The sequence below is a fragment of the Streptomyces sp. NPDC051172 genome, assembly GCF_040682555.1.
GTDB lineage: Bacteria > Actinomycetota > Actinomycetes > Streptomycetales > Streptomycetaceae > Streptomyces.
In genome coordinates, this window is record NZ_JBFBBE010000011.1 from 76,454 (window position 1) to 95,927 (window position 19,474).

15 protein-coding genes are annotated in these 19,474 nt (G+C 70.9%); 6 read left to right on the forward strand and 9 right to left on the reverse strand.

Annotated features, from left to right (window positions below; all coding sequences use genetic code 11):
- Positions 1 to 357: 357 nt before the first annotated feature.
- The gene (locus tag AB0N07_RS09150; RefSeq protein WP_365833588.1) at positions 358 to 1,509 is read right to left on the reverse strand and encodes a S1 family peptidase; all 1,152 of its coding nucleotides are present in this window, start codon (positions 1,507 to 1,509) and stop codon (positions 358 to 360) included.
- 303 nt (positions 1,510 to 1,812) lie between these two features.
- Here AB0N07_RS09150 and AB0N07_RS09155 point away from each other — a divergent pair, with 303 nt between their 5' ends.
- From AB0N07_RS09155 to AB0N07_RS09175, 5 genes are read left to right on the forward strand one after another with little or no spacing between them, the layout of a single operon-like run.
- Positions 1,813 to 2,751 carry a PmoA family protein gene (locus AB0N07_RS09155; protein WP_365833589.1) on the forward strand — a complete coding sequence of 313 codons (939 nt, stop codon included), beginning with the start codon at positions 1,813 to 1,815 and terminating at the stop codon, positions 2,749 to 2,751.
- Between the two features lie 49 nt (positions 2,752 to 2,800).
- A complete protein-coding gene (locus AB0N07_RS09160; protein ID WP_365833590.1) occupies positions 2,801 to 4,084 on the forward strand; it encodes an ABC transporter substrate-binding protein in 1,284 nt (427 codons plus the stop codon).
- The gene (locus AB0N07_RS09165; protein ID WP_365833591.1) at positions 4,081 to 5,025 is read left to right on the forward strand and encodes a sugar ABC transporter permease; all 945 of its coding nucleotides are present in this window, start codon (positions 4,081 to 4,083) and stop codon (positions 5,023 to 5,025) included. Before AB0N07_RS09160 ends, AB0N07_RS09165 begins: the two co-directional genes overlap by 4 nt.
- Complete coding sequence (locus tag AB0N07_RS09170; protein ID WP_365833592.1) at positions 5,022 to 5,882, forward strand: carbohydrate ABC transporter permease; 861 nt, start codon at positions 5,022 to 5,024, stop codon at positions 5,880 to 5,882. The genes AB0N07_RS09165 and AB0N07_RS09170 overlap by 4 nt, the downstream gene beginning before the upstream one ends.
- A gap of 5 nt (positions 5,883 to 5,887) precedes the next feature.
- A complete protein-coding gene (locus tag AB0N07_RS09175) occupies positions 5,888 to 6,484 on the forward strand; it encodes a hypothetical protein (protein WP_365833593.1) in 597 nt (198 codons plus the stop codon).
- Between the two features lie 18 nt (positions 6,485 to 6,502).
- On the opposite strand, the gene AB0N07_RS09180 is transcribed toward AB0N07_RS09175, so the two are convergent.
- The 8 genes from AB0N07_RS09180 to AB0N07_RS09215 all read right to left on the reverse strand — a co-directional run bounded on the left by AB0N07_RS09180 (position 6,503) and on the right by AB0N07_RS09215 (position 18,155).
- Positions 6,503 to 8,059: a metallophosphoesterase family protein gene (locus AB0N07_RS09180; protein ID WP_365833594.1), complete on the reverse strand. Its 1,557-nt coding sequence runs from the start codon at positions 8,057 to 8,059 to the stop codon at positions 6,503 to 6,505.
- A 128-nt stretch (positions 8,060 to 8,187) separates the two neighbouring features.
- Positions 8,188 to 8,616, reverse strand: a complete 429-nt coding sequence (locus AB0N07_RS09185) for a VOC family protein (protein WP_365833595.1) — start codon at positions 8,614 to 8,616, stop codon at positions 8,188 to 8,190.
- 66 nt (positions 8,617 to 8,682) lie between these two features.
- Positions 8,683 to 9,528 carry a helix-turn-helix domain-containing protein gene (locus tag AB0N07_RS09190; protein WP_365833597.1) on the reverse strand — a complete coding sequence of 282 codons (846 nt, stop codon included), beginning with the start codon at positions 9,526 to 9,528 and terminating at the stop codon, positions 8,683 to 8,685.
- A 33-nt stretch (positions 9,529 to 9,561) separates the two neighbouring features.
- A complete protein-coding gene (locus tag AB0N07_RS09195) occupies positions 9,562 to 11,847 on the reverse strand; it encodes a Tat pathway signal sequence domain protein (protein WP_365833598.1) in 2,286 nt (761 codons plus the stop codon).
- 421 nt (positions 11,848 to 12,268) lie between these two features.
- Positions 12,269 to 14,650: an excinuclease ABC subunit UvrA gene (locus AB0N07_RS09200; RefSeq protein WP_365833599.1), complete on the reverse strand. Its 2,382-nt coding sequence runs from the start codon at positions 14,648 to 14,650 to the stop codon at positions 12,269 to 12,271.
- Positions 14,651 to 14,705: 55 nt separating this feature from the next.
- Positions 14,706 to 15,968, reverse strand: coding sequence for an MFS transporter (locus AB0N07_RS09205; RefSeq protein WP_365833600.1), 1,263 nt, complete (start codon positions 15,966 to 15,968; stop codon positions 14,706 to 14,708).
- 256 nt (positions 15,969 to 16,224) lie between these two features.
- Positions 16,225 to 17,019 carry a DUF2071 domain-containing protein gene (locus AB0N07_RS09210; RefSeq protein ID WP_365833601.1) on the reverse strand — a complete coding sequence of 265 codons (795 nt, stop codon included), beginning with the start codon at positions 17,017 to 17,019 and terminating at the stop codon, positions 16,225 to 16,227.
- An 80-nt stretch (positions 17,020 to 17,099) separates the two neighbouring features.
- The gene (locus tag AB0N07_RS09215; RefSeq protein WP_365833602.1) at positions 17,100 to 18,155 is read right to left on the reverse strand and encodes a LacI family DNA-binding transcriptional regulator; all 1,056 of its coding nucleotides are present in this window, start codon (positions 18,153 to 18,155) and stop codon (positions 17,100 to 17,102) included.
- A gap of 193 nt (positions 18,156 to 18,348) precedes the next feature.
- Between AB0N07_RS09215 and AB0N07_RS09220 the strand changes: the two genes are divergently transcribed.
- Entirely contained in the window at positions 18,349 to 19,404 is a 1,056-nt protein-coding gene (locus AB0N07_RS09220; protein WP_365833603.1) for a cellulase family glycosylhydrolase, read from the forward strand.
- Positions 19,405 to 19,474 lie beyond the last annotated feature (70 nt).

A 19,474-nucleotide genomic window follows, 5' to 3' on the forward strand; every position in this document is an offset into this window, starting at 1 on the left:
CGCATGTTCGCCGGCTGGGCGCGGAGCCATATCGCTGCGTTCCGATAGGCCTTCGCATCTGCGCAAGGCTTGTGCGGGCTCCGCCGGTTGGTCCCGGGCGAGGCCCGCTCGACCGGGGCGGCGCGGCCTCGGGCGGTCTGGAGGGGCAGCCCGTGCTGGTGTCGGTGAGCCCATGCCTGCCGAGCAGCGCATCAGTTCCGACGTCGAGCAGGTCCTCCATCGCGTGCCCCGCATGTTCGCCGGCTGGGCGCGGAGCCATATCGCTGCGTTCCGATAGGCCTTCGCATCTGCGCAAGGCTTGTGCGGGCTCCGCCGGTTGGTCCCGGGCGAGGCCCGCTCGACAGCGGCGGCGCGGCCTCAAGCGGTCTGCAGCGTCAGCCCGTACCGGTTGAGGATCTCGTTGACCGGCTGGTACCAGGTCTCGCCTCCGGAGCTGCAGTTGCCCCAGCCGCCGGAGGTGACGCCCTGCGCCTGGTCGCCGCTGATGAAGGAGCCGCCGGAGTCGCCGGGCTCGGCGCAGACGCTCGTCTTCGTCAGCTCGTGGACGGCGCCCTGGCTGTAGTTGACCGTCTCGTTCTTGGCCAGGACGGTGCCGCAGTGCCAGTGCGAGGTGGAGCCGGAGCGGCAGATGGACGCACCGACAGGGGCTTCCGCGGAGCCGCGCACGAGCTGGTCGGAGACGGTGCCCCAGCCGAGCACCACCGGCACGGTCCACCAGCCGCTGCCCACGTTCACCCAGGCGTAGTCGTTGTCCGGGAACGACGAGCCCTGGAAGTTGCCGACATAGGAGCCGTCCCAGCCGTACACCGCGCCCGTGTGCTGGTCGCAGTGCCCGGCGGTGACGAAGCCGCCGTACACCGAGAAACCTATGGAGCAACGGACGTTGCCGGTGTAGTACGGGTCGCCGCCCACGGTGCCGGCGGCGAACGTCTGCGGTGCCTCGGTGGTCTCCTGCACGGTGACCGGGCCGGCCTGGCGGGCTCGGGCCAGGAAGGCGCGGACATCGTTGTCATTACGGTGTGCGGTGACGACGTCCACGACTACCTTGTTCGTCTTGGCGTCGACGTACCAACTGCCGATGCCTGCGGGCGCGGAGAGCGCGTCGATGCGTGCCTTCGCCGCGTCCAGCTGCCGCGCGCTGTGCTGCACGAGGCGTACGGTCGCGCCGGTCGCGCGCACGGCCCCGGTGTTGGCGCCGCGGGTGACGGCGACGGTCAGCCTGCCGCTTCCGGCGTCGAACCAGGAGCCGCCGTACGACGACCCGGCGGCACGCTTGGCCTTCTGCTCCACGGCCGTCGCCGTCTTCTCGGCGGCCAGACGCGCTTCGGCCTGACTCTGCGTCAGGCCCAGGTCGTGCCGCATGGAGGCCAGGAGCGAGGCGGAGGCCGGTGGCTCCGGGGAGCGCGAGGGGGAGCCGGCGGCAGAGGCCGGCACGGCACTCGCGGTGGCCCAGCCGCCGACCAGGAGGAGTGCGGACAGTGCGGCGCGCATGGCTGTTGTGGGTCTCAAGGGAGTGGCCCCTTCGTTGTTCCAGCAGGGTGGGGGTGGAACAGCAGAACGTTGAGAGCGCTCTCACTTCATGCGCGGCAGAGCCTAGCGGGGGATGGAGGGGAGGTCCATACCAATCCCAAGCGGGATACAGGCGTGATGAGTTCGATCCCCTGGGCCCTGTTTGCTCGTGCGGACACCCATCGCTGCACGGGGGGTTGTCCTGACATTCCCCCGCACCTAAGGTCACCTTCGGGCACAAGCGCTTTCTGCAACCAGGCCAGGCATGGCGACCACCCCCACACTGCGCCCCGAGGAGTGCGCATGAGCATTCGCGTCAGTCACGTGTACGGCGACCACATCGCCGTCGCGGCGCCGGACGGCACCGAGATCCTCCGCTACGTCTACCGTCCCGACCCCGATGCCTTCGAGGCGCGCAAGCCCTACGCGCACCCGGTGCGCACCCTCGCCGGACGTACCGTGACCGGCTACCGTCCCAGCGACCACCGCTGGCACAAGGGCCTGCAGATGACGGCGAGTCATCTGTCCGGGCAGAACTTCTGGGGCGGCAACTGCTATGTCCACGGCCATGGTTATCTGCCGTTGCCCGAGCGCATCGGCTCGATGCGCCACGACGGCTTCCCCGCGTTCACGGTCGAGGACGACCGGCTCGCCTTCACCGAGGCCCTCACCTGGGTGGAGAACGGTGGCGCCGAGTGGGCACGCGAGGAGCGCGGGCTCACCGTCCACTCCGTCGACCCGGAGGCCGGAGCCTGGGTGCTGGACTGGTCGATCCACCTCACCAACCTCCGCGAGGAGCCCCTCGCCTTCGGATCGCCCACAACCGAGGGCCGCGAGATGGCCGGCTACACCGGTCTGCAGTGGCGCGGCCCCCGCGACTTCACCGGCGGCACCGCCTTCGGACCCGACGCCGACGGAGGAGCGGGCGCGGACGCGGGCAAGCTGATGGGCACCCAGGGCCCCTGGCTGGCCTTCACCACCGAGCACGACGACGTCGACGCGCACTCCACGCTCGTCTTCGCCCACGCACCCGAGAACCTCGACGGGCAGTCGGCGATCCACGACTCGCACTGGTTCGTGCGCTCCGAACCCATCCCCACGGTCGCGTTCTCCTGGGCGTTCTTCGAGGAGTTCGAGCTGCCGCCCGGCGCGTCCTTCGCCTACCGCTATCGGCTTGTCGTCGCCGACGGCGCCTGGGACCGCGACCGTGTCGCCGGCCACCTGGCGGGTCTGGCGTGGTGACCGACCGGTCCTGAGAGCAAGCAGTCGTGAGAAAAGAGGTGACCTCGGCATGCCCGGACACAGGACAAAGGGGTTCTGCGCAGCGGCCGCCGCACTCGTGCTCAGTGCGATGCTGGCCGGCTGCGGGGGATCCGGGGAGTCGGCCGGTGGCGGCAAGGTCGTGCTGCGCTACACCTGGTGGGGCAACCCCGACCGCGCGGCACGCACCGAACAGGCCGTCGCCCTGTTCGAGAAACAGCATCCGAACGTGCGGGTGCAGACGTCGTTCTCCGGCTACGACGCCTACAAGCAGAAGCTCGCCATCCAGGCCACGGGCGGCGACGCCCCCGATGTGATGCAGCTCGACTACCGTCAGATCGACCAGTACGCCTCCGGCCACGTCCTGCTCGACCTCGGCAAGGTCGAGGACGTCCTGCGCACCGCCGAGATCGCCCCGGGCCTGCTGGCCACCGGCCGGGTGAACGGCACCCAGTACGCCATTCCGCAGGGCCGCGGCACCGAGACCGTCGTCTACGACGTCGCCGCCTGGAAGGCGTCCGGGGTGCCCCTCCCGCGCAAGGGCTGGACCTGGACCCAATGGGCCGACGACGTAAGGGAGTTGGCCAAGAGGACCGGCAGGCCCGGCGCCACCGACCCGGGCCAGAGCGAGGACGCCTTCGAGGTGTGGCTGCGCGGCCAGGGCAAGGCCCTCTACACCAAGGCCGGCGGCCTCGGCTTCAGCGCGGACGACCTCGCCCGCTGGTGGACCTTCACCGACCGGCTCCGCCGGGAGGGCGCCGTCTCCCCGGCCGAACAGACCACCCAGCTCGACGGCTCCGTCGAGAACACCCCGCTCGGCCGTGGCAAGGCCACCGCCGACTTCAACTGGGACGCCCCGTCCAGCGGTTACCTCGCACTCGTCAAGGGCGGCGTCGCGCTCGCACCGATGCCGTCGGGGGAGGACGGCACGCCCGGCCAGTACTTCAAGCCGTCCATGTTCCTCGGCATAGGAGCCCACACCGGCCACCGCAAGGAGGCCGCCGCACTCGTCGACTTCCTCCTCAACGACCGGCAGGCGGCGAAGATCCTCGGCGCGACCCGCGGCATCCCCGTCAACGAGACCATCCGCAAGCAGACCGCCTCCCGGCTCAAGGACTTCGACAGGACGGTCGCCGACTTCCAGTCCTCCCTGGAGGGCTCCCTCAAGGACCCGCCGCAGGCTCCGCCCTCCGGTGACAACGCACTGCAGACCACCTTCCAGCGCGACTACGACCAGGTGTCGTACGAGCGCATGTCGCCGCGCCGGGCGGCCGAGAACTATGTCACCGAGGCGAAGGCGGAGCTGAGGTCATGACCACCACCGACATCCCCGCACCCACCGCACGCTCGCCCCGGCCCGCGCCCGCCGCCGGGCGCCGCCCCAAGCGGGAACGCGAGGGCGCCGCCTGGGTGTTCCTGTCCCCGTGGGTGCTCGGCGCGAGTGTCCTCACCCTGCTGCCGATGGCCGTGTCGCTGTATCTCTCCTTCACCGACTACGACCTGTTCAACCCGCCGCACTGGGTGGGCCTGCGCAACTACACGCAGATGTTCACCGAGGACCCGCGGTACTGGCGGTCCGTCGTGACGACGCTGACGTACGTCGTGATCGCGGTGCCACTGCAACTGGCGCTCGCCCTCGTGGTCGCGCTCGCCCTGAAGACCATGAAGCGCGGCAAGGGCTTCTACCGCTCCGCCTTCTACGCACCCTCGCTGCTCGGCGCGTCCATGTCCATCGCCCTCGTGTGGCGTGCGGTGTTCAACGACGGCGGCACCGTGGACAACCTCTTCGGCACCGGCGGCTGGGTCGACGAACCCGGCTGGGCGCTGCTCGCCGTGGCGCTGCTGACGGTGTGGCAGTTCGGTGCGCCGATGGTCATCTTCCTGGCCGGTCTGCAGCAGATACCGGCCGAGTTGTACGAAGCCGCGGCCGTGGACGGGGCGGGCAGGTGGCGGCAGTTCCGGTCCGTCACCGTGCCGATGCTGTCCCCGGTGCTCTTCTTCAACCTGGTGCTGCAGACCATCCAGGCGTTCCAGGTGTTCACCCCCGCCTTCGCGGTCAGCGGCGGCAAGGGCGGCCCCGCGGACTCGACCCTCGTCTACACCCTCTACCTCTACGACCGCGGCTTCGTCGCCTCCCACATGGGCTACGCCTCCGCCATGGCCTGGGTGCTGCTGCTCGTGATCGGCGTCGTCACCGCGGTGCTGTTCCGCACCTCGCGCTCCTGGGTCTTCTACGCCTCCGAGGGGGAGCGATGACCACAACAGCCGTAGTCCGCAAGCCCGTTCGCTGGGGCCGCATCGCCGTACATGTCGGCTGTCCGGCCGCACTGCTGGTCATGCTCTACCCGCTGGCCTGGCTGCTCGCGACGTCCCTGAAACCGGCCGACGAGGTCATCGCAAGCCTCAACCTCCTGCCCAGCCACCTGGAATGGTCGAACTACAAGACCGCCCTGGACGGCGTGAACCACGTGTCCATCTGGCGGCTGCTCGGCAACTCGCTGCTGATCGCGGGCGGTGCGGTCGTCGGCAACGTCATCAGCTGCTCCCTTGCGGCCTATGCCTTCGCCCGGCTGCGCTTCCGCTTCCGCGGCCCGATGTTCGCCTTCATGATCGCGACGATCATGCTTCCGCACCACGCGGTGCTGATCCCGCAGTACATCATCTTCAACAAGCTCGGCATGGTGAACACGTACTGGCCGCTGATCCTGCCGAAGTTCCTCGCCACCGAGGCGTTCTTCGTCTTCCTCATCGTGCAGTTCATGCGGGGGCTGCCGAGGGAGCTGGAGGAGGCGGCGCGCATCGACGGCTGCGGACCGTTCCGCAGCTTCTTCCAGGTGATCCTGCCGCTGACCCGCCCCGCGCTGATCACCACCGCGATCTTCACGTTCATCTGGACGTGGAACGACTTCTTCACCCAGCTGATCTACCTCTTCGACCCGGACAAGTTCACCCTCACCCTCGCGCTGCGTTCGTTCGTGGACGCCTCCAGCCAGTCGGCGTTCGGCCCGATGTTCGCGATGTCGGTGATCGCGCTGCTGCCGATCGTGCTGTTCTTCCTCGCCTTCCAGCGATTCCTGGTGGAGGGCATGGCCAGCTCCGGACTGAAGGGGTGAGCGGGATGAGCGAGACGCGTACGCGCGAGCCGGGCGAGGTCTTCGGGCCGCGCATGACCCTGTTCGCCGACATGCTGAGCGTCGGCCTCGCCACGGCGGCGGCCTGTCTGCCGCTGCTGACCGCCCCGGCCGCGCTGTCGACGGCCTGCGCGGTGCTGCGGGGCGCGCGGGAGGACCGGCCCGTCACCGCCGGCCGCTACTTCGCCCTGCTGCGGCGGCGCCTGCGGGCGGGCGACCTGGTCGCAGGCGCCGCCGCCGTGGCGGGGGCGCTGCTGTTCGCCGCGGACCTGGCGCTCGCGGGGGCGGGGCTGCCGGGAGCACCGCTGTTCGCGGTGGCCGCGGCCGCGATCGGCGCCTGCGCCACCGTGGTCGCCCTCAGGGCCTGCGCCCGCTCCGAATCCCTCGACGACTGGCCGGCTGCCCTGCGCGAGGCCGCCAAGGACGCCGTACGGGACCTGGGCGGCAGCGGTTTGGTGCTCCTCGCGGTGGCGACGGCCGCCGTGTGCGCCTGGGTGCTGGTGCCGCTGGCGTTTCTGGCGCCCGGGCCGCTGGCGTTGGCGCTCACTGCCGTTGACGTGCGGTGGGCCGCCGCCCGTTCCTGAGCCGGCCGGCGTCAGCGGTCAGTGCTGTGGACGCATCGCGTGCGCCTCGGGCCGGCGTTGGGAGGGGAGCGCCGGTGCCGGGCGGGTGATGCCGGACAGGTCGCGGGCGGTCATGCTGTTGCGGTCGGTGACCGAGCGGCCGAAGGCGTGGTGCGGCCACAGTCCTGCGGCCACCCGGCGGCTGCGCTCGGTCCACTCGCGGGCCGCGGCGCCGCTCGCCTTGTAGTGGTTCACGGCGTACCCGCCCGAGTGGATCCGCAGCAGACAGAACCCGCCTGGATAGTCCTTGACCGCGCTGACCTCCTGCATCGTGACGTGCGGGGCCTGCGGCAGCACCGTGCGCTTGTTGCGGTGGGTGTGGCCCGCATGGTGGAGGAAGACGCCGGGTGCGCTCGCGTAGGCGTCGAGGATGGAGCGGGCCTGACGGCGGCCGAGGCGCTGCCCGCCGGTCACCGGGAAGACGGAGTCCCGCACGGCCAGCGGATGGTGTCCGAACACCACCGTGGGCTGGTCCCTGTTCTCCCTCAACCTGGCCCGGAACCAGGCCAGTTGCTCGGAGCCGAGGCCGCCCGAGTCGGCGCCGTTGCCGTCCTTCTCGTAGGTGTCGAGCCCGACGATCCGCAGCCCGCCGAGCTCGCGCGCGAAATAGGCGGGCCCGTCGCCGCCGAGGAACCCGTCCCGGAAGGAGTCCCCGCAACCGCCGTCACAGGAGCGGCAGTTGCCGTGTCCGGGCCGGTCGTGGTTGCCGCGTACGACGAAGTAGTCCTGACCGTGGGCGCCGAAACCGTCCAGGATCTGCCTGGCCTCGGCCAGGTCCTCGGCCGCCCCGCCGGCCGAGATGTCTCCGGCGGCCAGCAGCACGTCCGCGCCGCGCCGGCGTGCCTCCTCGACCACGGCCCGGCTCATGATCTCGGGATACGGCGCGCGGCCGTGTTCCTGCCTGATCCCGCGCATCAGCGGCATGCCGGTCACCAGGCCGGCGGTGGTCTCACCCAGGTGCAGGTCGTTGCAGAGCGCGATCGACAGCAGGTGCCGCCCCGGCGGCGGCTGCGGCGTGGTGAAGGAGTAGGGGCCTCCGGCCGAGCCCAGCCCGTGGCGGTTGGTGCCGACGGCGTTGCCGCGCACGAGATGCAGCGGCGTCGGCGTCGCGGCGACACCCCGTGAGCGGGCCTGGTAGTAGTACGTCTGCCCGGGCTCCAGGTCCGTGAGCTCCACGTAGTGGTGCGCCCCCGGACCGTCCTCCGCCGCGACGCGGGTGAGACGGCCGGGGTGGGTGCCGTAGACGACCTCGCCCTCCGTGACCGCGGGGAGCATGTGTCCGAAGCCGTCGTCGGTGCCTGGTATGCCGGTGTACCAGGTGATGACGGCGCGGTCCTCGGTCAGGGTGACCAGTTCCAGATGGACGGCGGCCAGGCCGTCGCGGTGGCTGTGCCTGCTCCTGCCCGCGGGGCCGCGCAGGGCATCGGCGGCGGTCCGCAGCAGGGCGGGGGTGAGAAGGGCGCCGGAACGCAGGATCTGACAGGGGTCCGGCAGGGCCGAGAGAGCGGCGAGGGGAGCGGACAGGCAGCAGCGCATGCCCCAGTGTGCGCGCCCCCAGTGAACGGCGGCAGTGATGTGGATGCCGGGACAGCGGCCGGAGGGCGACAAATCCCAGGTCGGCCCTGCTGTGACCGGTCCGGGTGAGAATGCTCACCTCATGATGATCAGCGCGGTTCGCCCCGGTATGTACCGAAGTACCACCGGTTGCCTTCGGGGTCGCGGGCGGCGAAGTCGCGGGAGCCGTAGTCGGTGACGTGCAGATCCGTGGTGATCTCGGCGCCGGCGGCCTTGGCGCGGGCGTGGACGGCGTCCGGGTCGGCGGTGACGACGTAGGCGCTGAAGGCACCGGGCGGCGTCGGGCCGGTGCCGGGCTCCTTCTCCTCGCGTACGGAGCCCAGCATGATGCCGCCGCCCTCGGGCCAGCTGAGCTGGGCGTGCCGGACCAGGTCGCCCTCTGCGTGGACCACGCTCTCCTCGAAGCCGAAGGCCTCGACGAGGAAGCGGATCAGCGCGCGGGCGTCGTGGGCGCGCAGGGTGGGCCAGACCTGTGGGGCGGGCGGCTGCTTGCCGGTGTCGGGCGTACTGGTCGTCATGGTGATGCGCCTCCGTTTCGCGGGAGCCGGGAGCCTGCCGGGGGTGCCCGGCCGCTCTCACCAGGGTCACGCCGGCGGATGGTGCCCGGATTGGATGTTTCGGAACTCCTGCGCCAGCCAGGCGCTCGGTGTGCAGGAGGCCAGGGCGGCGAACTCGCGGTCGAGGTGGGACTGGTCCGCATAACCGCAGTCGGCGGCCAGCCCCGCGAGGTCCGGCACGCCCGGGAGGGCCGCCAGGCGGCGTCGTGCCAGGTCGAAGCGGATGACCCGGGCGGCAGCCTTGGGGGTGAGGCCGATGTCGGCGCGGAAGCGGTTGCGCAGGTGCCGCTCGCTGAAGCCGGTGTCGGCGGCCAGCTTGTCGATGCGCAGGCGACCTCCGGCCCACAGCAGCCGCTGCCAGGCCTCCGCCACCGGGGTGATCGTTTGCGCACCGTCGCCTCTGGACATGCGGTCCAGCAGCCAGTCGTCGACGACGGCGAACCGGGCGGCCCAGTCCGGTGCCTCGCGGACCTTGCCGTGGACCTCGCGCATGCCCGCGCCCAGCACGTCCTCGGCGTGGGCGTCGGTCCCGGCCAGCTCTCCCGCGGGCAGCCCCAGCAGGACGCGGGCGCCGAGCGGGCTGATCGCGACCTGGATGCCGGACTGCCGCCCGGGGACGTCGATCAGCGCGGGCGTCAGGTGCAGGCCGCCCAGCAGGGTGGGGTATTCGCCGGGGGCGGCGCCCGGATCGGGATGGGCGGCCATGCTGAGCGGCTCGTCGAGGGTGATGATCAGGGTCAGCCACGGCGAGGGCAGCCCCCGGTGCCGGCCGTGCGGGATGCCGCGCTGACGGTAGCCGGAGTACCAGCCGACCAGCCCGCGCAGCGGCGGCGCAGGCACCGCCCGCACCGCCTCGTCCACCGGCTCACCCATGCGGTCATTGTCCTGCACCGGGTGCGGACGGCGCTACGGAAGCCCCCACGCCGCACCGGGCTCGCTCACGGCCACCGGGGCGATGACGAGATCGGGCCGGTCGCCGGTGTACAGCAGGACCTCACGGCCCTCGGGGAGGTCGATCGCGAGGGTGCCCTCGGAGGTGGTGCGGGTGTGCGCCGGGCGACCGTCGTCGAGGACGGCGGTCAGCCGGCCGTCAGACAGCCCGTGGCGCAGTTCCAGCGGCTCGCCCGCCAGGCTGCGCACGCGCACGAAGCGGGTGACTCCCTTGGTGCGGACGGCGCTGACCAGAAAGGCGCCCTGGGTGCGGAAGTCGTGCAGGGTCACGTCCGGCCAGGAGGACGGGACGGCGGGGAAGACCCGTACGACACCGCCCCAGCTCTGGCACAGCATGTCGTGCAGGGACTGCGAGGCCGACAGCGGTGTCTCGATGACCGGACCGGCCTCGGTGTAGTGGGTGTTGGCCCGGCACGGGTAGCGCGTGGTGGGGTCGAAGAACTTCTGCAGATACGTCAGCGCCGTGTCGCCGCGGCCCATCATCGCGTACATCGACGCGGCGCCCGTGTAGCTGTAACCGCGGTGCGCACCGGTCAGCGCGTGCCAGCGCACCACCGTCTTCTCGATCAGCTCCCGCTGCTCCGGCTGGTCCCAGTTCACGAGGTAGAGCGGATAGACCATCAGCAGATGCGAGTAGTGGCGGTGGGACTGGGCGTACGGAGTCTCCGCGCCGATCATGAAGCCGTTCTCGTCGACCGGATACGGGGTCAGTTTGGCCAGTATCTCCTGCCAGCGCTGCTTCAGCGGGTCGTCGATCCCGAGCTGTGCGGTCGCGTCCAGGAGCGTGGCGCAGCCCCAACGGATCAGCGCCAGGTCGTAGTTGGTGTCCCGCGGAGGGACCACCGGGTACTCGGGCGAGAGCGTCGAGGGCAGGTGGAGCTTGCCGTCGTCGCCGGGCTGGAGGAAGTGCCAGTAGTAGTTGATCGTGCGGCGCAGCAGCGGGTGGATCGTGTCGCGCAGCAGGGTCTCGTCCATGGTGTGCCGGTAGCTCAGCCACGCGTTGTGCAGCGCCCAGGTCAGGTCGCCCACTTCGGCGCCGGTGCCGGGCATGCCGACGCTGCGGTCGGCGAACATGTCGGAGCTGCGGCCGATGCCGGCACTGTCCGGGCGGTAGGCGGAGGGCACATTGGCGGTCAGCTGCTCCTGGCTCTGCCTCAACGTGCTCACCAGCGAGTCGAGTTCGAGATGGTTGGAGCCGTGGATGAGCCAGTACTCGAGCTGGACGTTGAGGTTCCACCACACGGCGGGCCACGGCGTCGGTTCCAGCCACGGTCCTGAGGTGGCCATCACGGGGCCGCCCGCGCGGCTCGCCGACGCGACCTTGTACAGCTGGATCCAGTGGAAGCTCTGCAGCCGCTGGTCGGGGATCGAGACGAAGCTCTTGCGGTAGAAGGCGTGCCACCAACGGGTGTGCTGGGAGCGGAGCTCGCCGTAGGAACCGGCGCGCTGGATCTTCCTGAGCGAGACCTCGGCGGCCCGGGTGTCGGAGGGGTGGCTGTGGGCCACGCCGAGCAGGAGGGTGTCGCCCGAGCGGCGGTGGGCCGTCGCGGTCTGGCCGCCGCCGACGAGCGGTTGCAGGACCTGTTCGACGTCGCCGGTGGTCTGTGTGGTCCAGGGCGGGTTGGCGACGTATCCGGCCGGTGGCGCCTCCTGGATCTTGCGGGGACTGATGGCCTCCTCGGGGTGGAAGGTCCAGCGGACCTGCTCCTCGCCGTCGGCCGTCACGCGTGCGGCGAGGATCCCGTCGTGGATGAGCGCGGAGAGCGTCAGGGTGCCCTTGTCCGTGGTGACCGTGCCGGTGAGCTCCGCGTTCCAGAGGCTCAGTCGCCAGTCGACGGAGGCGATGGTGCCGGCCGGGTCGAGGGTCAGGTGCCCCACGGGCAGCCTGGCGGTGCCCCAGCCGCTGCCGAACTCCGGCCGGTGGTCCTGCACTTCGCCGTGCTGCACGGTGAAGCGGATGCTGTTCGCGTCCGGCTCCCGGTACACCATGCTGCCCAGGCGCCCGTCGCCGAGGAACGGGCCCTCGTACCAGACCGTGGGCAGCCGGTGCCACACCAGATCCTGCCCACGCAGGAAGCCGGCCCATGCGCCGTCGGAGTCCATCCGGTTGCGAAGCTGCCAGCGGCCGCCGGGCGCGGAGGCTTCATCAGGGGGAGCGGTGGCGGCAGCAGCAACGCCGGGTAAGGCGGCGGCCGTCGTGGCGCCGAGCGCTGAGCCGAGCACGGTTCGTCTAGAGGTCATTGCGGGGTGCCTCCACGATGCGAACGGACGGTTCCTGACGGTTGGATACATCGGATCTATTTTCTGAAGGAGCGTAGGACTAGACCGCAGGAGGCGTCAACGGCCTCAACGCGTCAGGGATTGATCCGATGTGCGAGGGTCATTCGCAGCTTCTACAACGGCGATGAACCAACCGGCCACCGGCCGGATGCGGACCGACCGTCCCAGCGCGGCGAGGTCGCTCGTGAGCGCCCGGGCATCGTGCACCGAGCGTGCCGGCGCCGCGGGCAGCCGGGCCCATGATCGGGAGACCATCGATGGAAGCCAGGAGTTCCTTCACCTCTGCGAGTTGCAACCGCTCGGCCGGCAGTGCGTCGTCAGCCATACCGCCACGGTCGGCCTTGTCCCTGTCCAAGGGGCAAGGCCGACCGTGGCGCGGCCGTCAGGCGCCGACGTACTGCGCGAGGTGCTCGCCGGTGAGGGTGGAGCGGGCGGCGACCAGGTCGGCCGGGGTGCCCTCGAAGACGATGCGGCCGCCGTCGTGGCCGGCGCCGGGGCCGAGGTCGATGATCCAGTCGGCGTGCGCCATGACTGCCTGGTGGTGCTCGATGACGATCACGGACTTGCCGGAGTCCACCAACCGGTCCAGCAGACCGAGGAGTTGCTCGACGTCGGCGAGGTGGAGGCCGGTGGTCGGCTCGTCGAGGACGTAGACGCCGCCCTTCTCTCCCATGTGCGTGGCCAGCTTCAGACGCTGGCGCTCGCCGCCGGAGAGCGTGGTGAGCGGCTGGCCGAGGGTGAGATAGCCGAGCCCGACGTCCGCGAGACGCTCCAGGATCTTGTGCGCGGCCGGGGTGCGGGCCTCGCCCTCGGCGAAGAACTCCAGGGCCTGAGACACCGGCATCGCGAGCACCTCGGAGATGTCCCGGCCGCCGAGCCGGTATTCGAGGACCGAGGCGTCGAACCGCTTGCCCTCACAGTCCTCGCAGGTGCTGGCGACCCCGGCCATCATCCCCAGGTCGGTGTAGATGACGCCCGCGCCGTTGCAGGTCGGGCAGGCGCCCTCGGAGTTGGCGCTGAACAGCGCGGGCTTCACGCCGTTGGCCTTGGCGAACGCCTTGCGGATCGGTTCGAGAAGACCGGTGTACGTCGCCGGGTTGCTGCGCCGCGAACCCCGGATCGGGCTCTGGTCGACCGAGACGACCCCGAGCTCGGCGGGGATCGACCCGTGCACGAGCGAACTCTTGCCGGACCCCGCCACACCGGTGATCACGGCGAGCACGCCGAGCGGGATGTCCACGTCGACGTCCCGCAGGTTGTTCGCCGTGGCGCCGCGGATCTCCAGGGCGCCGGTGGACTTGCGCACCCCGTCCTTGAGCTTCGAGCGGTCGTCGAGGTGGCGCCCGGTGACGGTGTCGCTGCCGCGCAGCCCGTCGAGCGTGCCCTCGTAGCAGACGGTGCCGCCCGCCGTGCCGGCGCCGGGGCCGAGGTCGACCACGTGGTCGGCGATGGCGATGACCTCCGGCTTGTGCTCCACGACGAGCACCGTGTTGCCCTTGTCCCGCAACCGCAGCAGCAGTCCGTTCATCCGCTGGATGTCGTGCGGGTGCAGGCCCGCGGTCGGCTCGTCGAAGACGTACGTGACGTCGGTGAGCGAGGAGCCGAGATGGCGGATCATCTTCACGCGCTGCGCCTCACCGCCGGAGAGCGTGCCGGCGGGCCGGTTCAGCGAGAGGTAGCCGAGACCGATCTCGACGAACGAGTCGAGGGTCTGCTGCAGCGAGGTGAGCAGCGGCGCCACCGACGGCTCCGCGAGTGCGCGCACCCAGTCGGCCAGGTCCCTGATCTCCATCGCGCAGGCGTCCGCGATCGAGATCTTCTTGATCTTCGAGGAGCGGGCGTGCTCGGCGAGCCGGGTGCCCTCGCACTCGGGACAGACGGTGAAGGTGACCGCTCGCTCCACGAAGGCCCGCACGTGCGGCTGCATCGCCTCCTTGTCCTTGGACAGCATCGACTTCTGGATGCGCGGGATCAGACCCTCGTAGGTCATGTTGATGCCCGCGATCTTCATCCGGGTCGGTTCGCGGTGCAGGAGGTCGTGCAGCTCCTTCTTCGTGAAGCTGCGGATCGGTTTGTCCGCGTCGAAGAAGCCGGACTCCGCGTACAGCCGGGAGTTCCAGCCACCGCCGGTGTAGCCGGGGATGGTGAACGCACCCTCGTTGATCGACTTGCTGTCGTCGTAGAGCTGGGTCAGGTCCAGGTCGGAGACCGAGCCACGGCCCTCGCAGCGCGGGCACATGCCGCCCACCTTGTTGAACGTGACCTTCTGCTTTGCGCCGCCACCCACCGAGATCGCACCGGCCGCGGAGACCGAGGGCACGTTGAAGGCGAACGCCCCGGGCGGGCCGACGTAGGGCTTGCCGAGCCGGCTGAACAGGATCCGCAGCATCGCGTTGGCGTCGGTGGCGGTGCCGACCGTGGAGCGCGGGTCGGCGCCCATCCGCTGCTGGTCGACGCTGATCGCGGTGGTCAGACCGTCCAGGACGTCGACCTCGGGCCGGGACAGGCTGGGCATGAAGCCCTGCACGAAGGCGCTGTAGGTCTCGTTGATCAGACGCTGCGACTCCGCGGCGATCGTGTCGAAGACCAGCGAGCTCTTGCCCGAACCGGAGACGCCGGTGAACACCGTCAGCCGGCGCTTCGGGATCTCGATGCTGACGTCCTTGAGGTTGTTCTCGCGCGCGCCGTGCACGCGGATCATGTCGTGGCTGTCTGCGGCGTGCAGCGCGGGCACCTGCGCGTTCGTCCTCTTCGCCGTGGTCATCGTCTCTCCATGGGTCGGGCCGGGCGGGCGCGGGAGTCGTCGTTGTGCGGTCACGTTAGCCGTGGCTCACCAGAGCGCGCTTCTCGATTCCTGATCGGTTCCTGCGCCGGGCGAGCAGCAGGACGCATGTGAGCGCGCCGAGCGTCACGGTGGCGAGCCCAGAGGCGCCGAGCGTCGCGCGCGGGCCCAGCGCCGTGGTGAGCGGTCCGCCGAGGGCCGTGCCGAGCGGCGACGCGGTGAGCAGCACCGCGCTGCGGGCCGCGAGCATCGCCGCCAGGTGCTGCGGAGGCGACTTCGCCTGCATCAACGTCACCGAGAGCGCCACGAACGGGCCGTAGATCGCGCCGCCGAGCGTGAAGCACGCGACGGTGACGGCCGTCGGCGCACCGGCCCCGAACGGCACCAGTACGAGCCCCCAGGCCGTCACGATGCCGACCGTCACGGGCCACAGCGGCAGCCGCTGCAGCGCGCCGACCGCCAGCGAGCCGAGCACCGCGCCGAAGCCGAACAGCATCCAGTACAGGCCGAGCAGCGTGCCGGATGCTTGCAGGTCCTCGGTCACATGCAGCGGCAGGGCGACCTCGACCGGGCCGTAGAGGAAGTTGAAGAACCAGGTGAGCGCCAGCAGCCCCAGCAGTTCGGGACGGGACCGCAGCAGCGCGAGCCCGCCGCGGGCGGCCGCCGCGTCGACGGGGGAGGTCTGCCCCGACTCCGGCAGCCGGGTGCGTACGACGAGTACCGCGAGGAACACATACGTGAGCGCGTCCAGGCCCAGTACGAGCGCCGAACTCCCGTAGGTCACCAGCACTCCGGCGAGCGCGGGCCCGGCGATCGTGGCGGCGAAGTCGAGCGATCCGACGAGGGTGTTCGCGGCGAGCCGCTGTCCGTCCGGCAGCAGCTCGGCGAGCAACGTGTACTTGCCCGCGCCGCCCCAGGCGTGCAGCAGAGAGGAGACCGCGAGCAGCACGACGTACAGCGACGGCGAAAGCAGCCCGGCGAGCCGGATGAGCGGCACGGCGCCGAGGAACGCCCCGCGCACCACGCTGTCGGCGATCAGCAGTCGTCTGGCCGGCACCCGGCGCAGCCTGCGGCCGAACAGAAGCGCTCCGAGCACACCCGGCAGGGTGTAAGCGGCGACCGCGCCGCCGACCCACAGCCCCGCACCGGCCTGCGGCGCGAGCTCGATGGCGAGCCACGCCACCGCCACGAAGCTCATCCCGTCGCCGAGGGAGGAGACCGCGAAACCGAGGAACAGCCGGCGGAACAGCCGGTGCGCGAGGACCGGCCGGTACGTGGAGGGAACGAGGCGTCGGATCACCCCGGTCACGCTAGGTGTGGGCGAGGGGACGGCGCTTCTCGATTCCTGATCGCTCTGTGGTGACTGCCGCCCGGAAGCGGGAGTGGTGGCACCTGCGAAGATGGAGGTCATCGCCGAACCGACCGGCTGCAAGGCCAGGACCCGGGTGGAGGCGGAGGAGCTGCGGCAGGGCGTCTGCCACACGAAGAAGGCCGACTACCTCATCACCACCCCCAGGACGAGTTCCAGCAGGTCTGGCCTTACACCCGCGGGGTGGTCAGCGCGCAGCCGAAGGCGCACGACGTACTTGCCCCCGTACCTGGCGGCACCGGGCCCGCTGGCGGGCGATGGACGGCGTCCCGAACCGGACCGAGACGCCCGGCGAGTACAGCACGCTGACCGGCGCGTCCGTCATCCGTGGCAGACCGGCCGCTGTGATCAACTCGTCGTCCAGGTCGAGCAGTTCGGCCCGGTGCAGCGGCCAGGGCGCGTGCTCGTTCGGCAGGTGCACCGTGCGGCCGTGCCACGGGACGTGCATGCCCCAGCGGGCGGTGAGGAACAGCTCCAGCGGTGTGGGCTGCGCCATGGGCGCGCCGGGTCGCACCACGACCCGGCTTCGGGGGCCGCGGCCCGTGGACCGTCCGCGCCGGCAGGTGTAGGTGAGCCGGCCGTCCTCGCGGTGCAGCCGCATCGCCGACCACACATAGGGCAGCCGCACGCCCAGCCGCCCCACCAGCACGGGCAGCAGCCGGGTCGCGTCCAGGGAGCGGAACACGACACCGCGGCGGCCCTGCCCGTCCACCGAGTACAGCCGTACGTTCGTCTCACAGAACGTCCCGAGATACGGCAGACCGGGCCCCGGGCCGAGGCCCACGCCGCGCATCAGGAACGGCACCAGGCCGACATAGGTGACCCCGTCGAGCGTGTCCGGCCGGGTACCGGAAGGCAGCAGAGGGGCCACCCGCTCCGGCTCGACCGGCCAGTGCAGGAAGGTCAGTTCGTGCCAGCCCTGCACCAGCGTCGGTCGGCGCACGGGCCGCGGGGTGGACGGGGTGACCGGTTCGATTTCCATGTCCGGCCTTGTAGCACGCGAGCAGCGGCCCGGTTGCTCGAACGGGCCCGGGTTCGCCGGCGTCGTGCGCCACGGCACAGTCACTGCTGCCGGTCCCGCGGGGCGGCGGTGCTCCGCCTGACCACCAGTCTGGTCGGGACGAGATCGGTGCCGGGCTCGGAGTCGCCGCGGGTGCGGATCTGCTGGAGGGCGTCCTGGACGCAGCGGCGGCCGACCTCCGCGAAGTCCTGGTGGACCGTGGTCAGGGGCGGGACGAAGAAGGCGGCGTCGGGGATGTCGTCGAAGCCGACGACGCTGATGTCCGCGGGCACCCTGAGGCCGCGCTCGTGGAAGGCGCGCAGCAGCCCCAGCGCCATCTGGTCGTTGGCGGCGAACACGGCGGTGCAGTCCGGCTCTTCGGCGAGCGTGAGACCGGCCGCGTAGCCGGACTCGGCCGACCAGTCGCCGTGCAGGGGCGGCGGCACCGGGCGCCCCGCCTCCTGGAGGACGGCGCGCCAGGCCTGGGTGCGGCGCTGCCCGGCGAAGGACGTCTTTGGGCCGGTCACGTGCCAGACGGTGCGGTGGCCCAGGTCGAGCAGGTGGCTGACGGCCTTGCGGGTGCCGTCGGCCTGGTCGGTGTCGACCACGCTGTAGCGGTCGCCGGCGTCGGAGTCCACGACGACGACGTGCACACCGGGCGGCAGCTGCACCGTGCCGGTGTCCAGCAGATGGACCTCCATGATGACGATCACGGCGTCGACGGCCAGCTCTCCCATGCGCGTGAAGGCGCCCAGCACGTTGTCCTGGGTGGGGACGTCGATGGGGATCAGGGTGATCGCATACCCCTCGGCCGCGGCATGGGTGGCGATCGCCTCCACGGTGCGGCTGTTGCCCGTCGAGGACAGGCTGAAGAGGATCACGCCGATGGTGTTGAACTGGCCGTAGCGCAGGGCGCGGGCCGCGCTGTTGGGCCGGTAGCCCAGGTCCCTCATGGCCGACAGCACGTGCTCCCGGGTCGAACTGATCACCCCGGGGTAGCCGTTGGAGACCCGCGAGACCGTCTGGGAGGACACGCCCGCGAGCTTGGCGACGTCGGCCATGGAGACCCGCTGCTTGCGGCGTCCGCCCGGGACGCCGGTGCTGCCCCGTTCCACCACTGGTGCCTCCCTCGGGTGCCCCGACCTGTTGCGCGACGCACCGGATGTTACGCGTGAGGAGCCTTGACGGCCGCTGGGGCGGATGCCACGATTCCGGCGCCGCCGAGTTTACGTAAACATCCGTTGCGACGACAGCTCATGTTTACGTAAACATGCGGGGCGCCGAGCCGCCACCTCCTGAAAGGCCACGTCGATGCGCAAGACCCCCACCCACCGCCTCGCTCCCCGGCTGCTGCGCGCCGCCTGTGCGGCGGTCGCGATCGCCGCGGTCAGCGGCGCGACCCTCACCGGCAGCCCGGCCTCCGCCGCACCGAAGACGGACACCACCCAGTTCAAGGGCGTCAACTGGGCAGACCCGCGCGACAACTACGCCAACGACCCCGTGGTCCTGTCCGGGCTGTCGCTCTCCGACACCTACGCGCAGACGTACACCAAGGCGAGCCGGGTCATCTCCGCGTTCCGCGCCAACCTCGGTGCCAACACCGTCCGGCTGCCCATCAACCCGTACACCGTCAACGGCTCCTACTGGAAGTCGTACCGCGGCGTGATCGACGCGGCGACGGACAAGGGCTTCAAGGTGATCCTGTCGTACTGGGAGGGCACGGGCGCCCAGAAGGACGGTTTCATCGACGACGAGGCCACCTACTGGCCGATGTGGAACACCGTCGTCAAGGCCTACAAGGGCAACTCGAAGGTCTACTTCGAGCCGATGAACGAGCCGCACGGCTACACCGACACCCAGTGGGCCGACATCGCCGCCAAGTGGCTGTCGACGTACGGGTCCGTCCCCCGGGGCCGCGTCTTCGTCAGCGGCGCCGGCTACAACGACCACGTCACCTCGGTCTGCGCCGACCCGCGGCTGAAGGGCACCTACCTGTCGCTGCACCACTACGGCTTCTGGAAGTCGTACGCCACCTACGACCAGTGGACCGCCGACCTCAAGGAGCGCATCGGCGACTGCGCGAGCCGTACGGTCATCGACGAGTTCGGCGCCCCGATGACCACCGGCCTGAACTACGACAAGCCGGCGCCCGACGACAACTACGTCAACTTCATCCAGGCCGAGACGGACACCGCCCGCGAACTGAAGATGGGCTCGGTGTACTGGCCGGGCCTGCGCACCGACGACATCTACTCGATACAGAAGCTCGTCGGCGACGCCTCCCGCCCCTGGCTTGCCACCACCAACCAGTCCGGCGCCGACCGTCTCGCCTGGGCCTGGGGCCGCGGCCGGCCCGTCCAGCCCTGACCCGGGCCACAGCCGCCGGACGGCCCCGGAGCCACTGGGCCCGGGGCCGTCCGGTACTTCGCGAAACGTC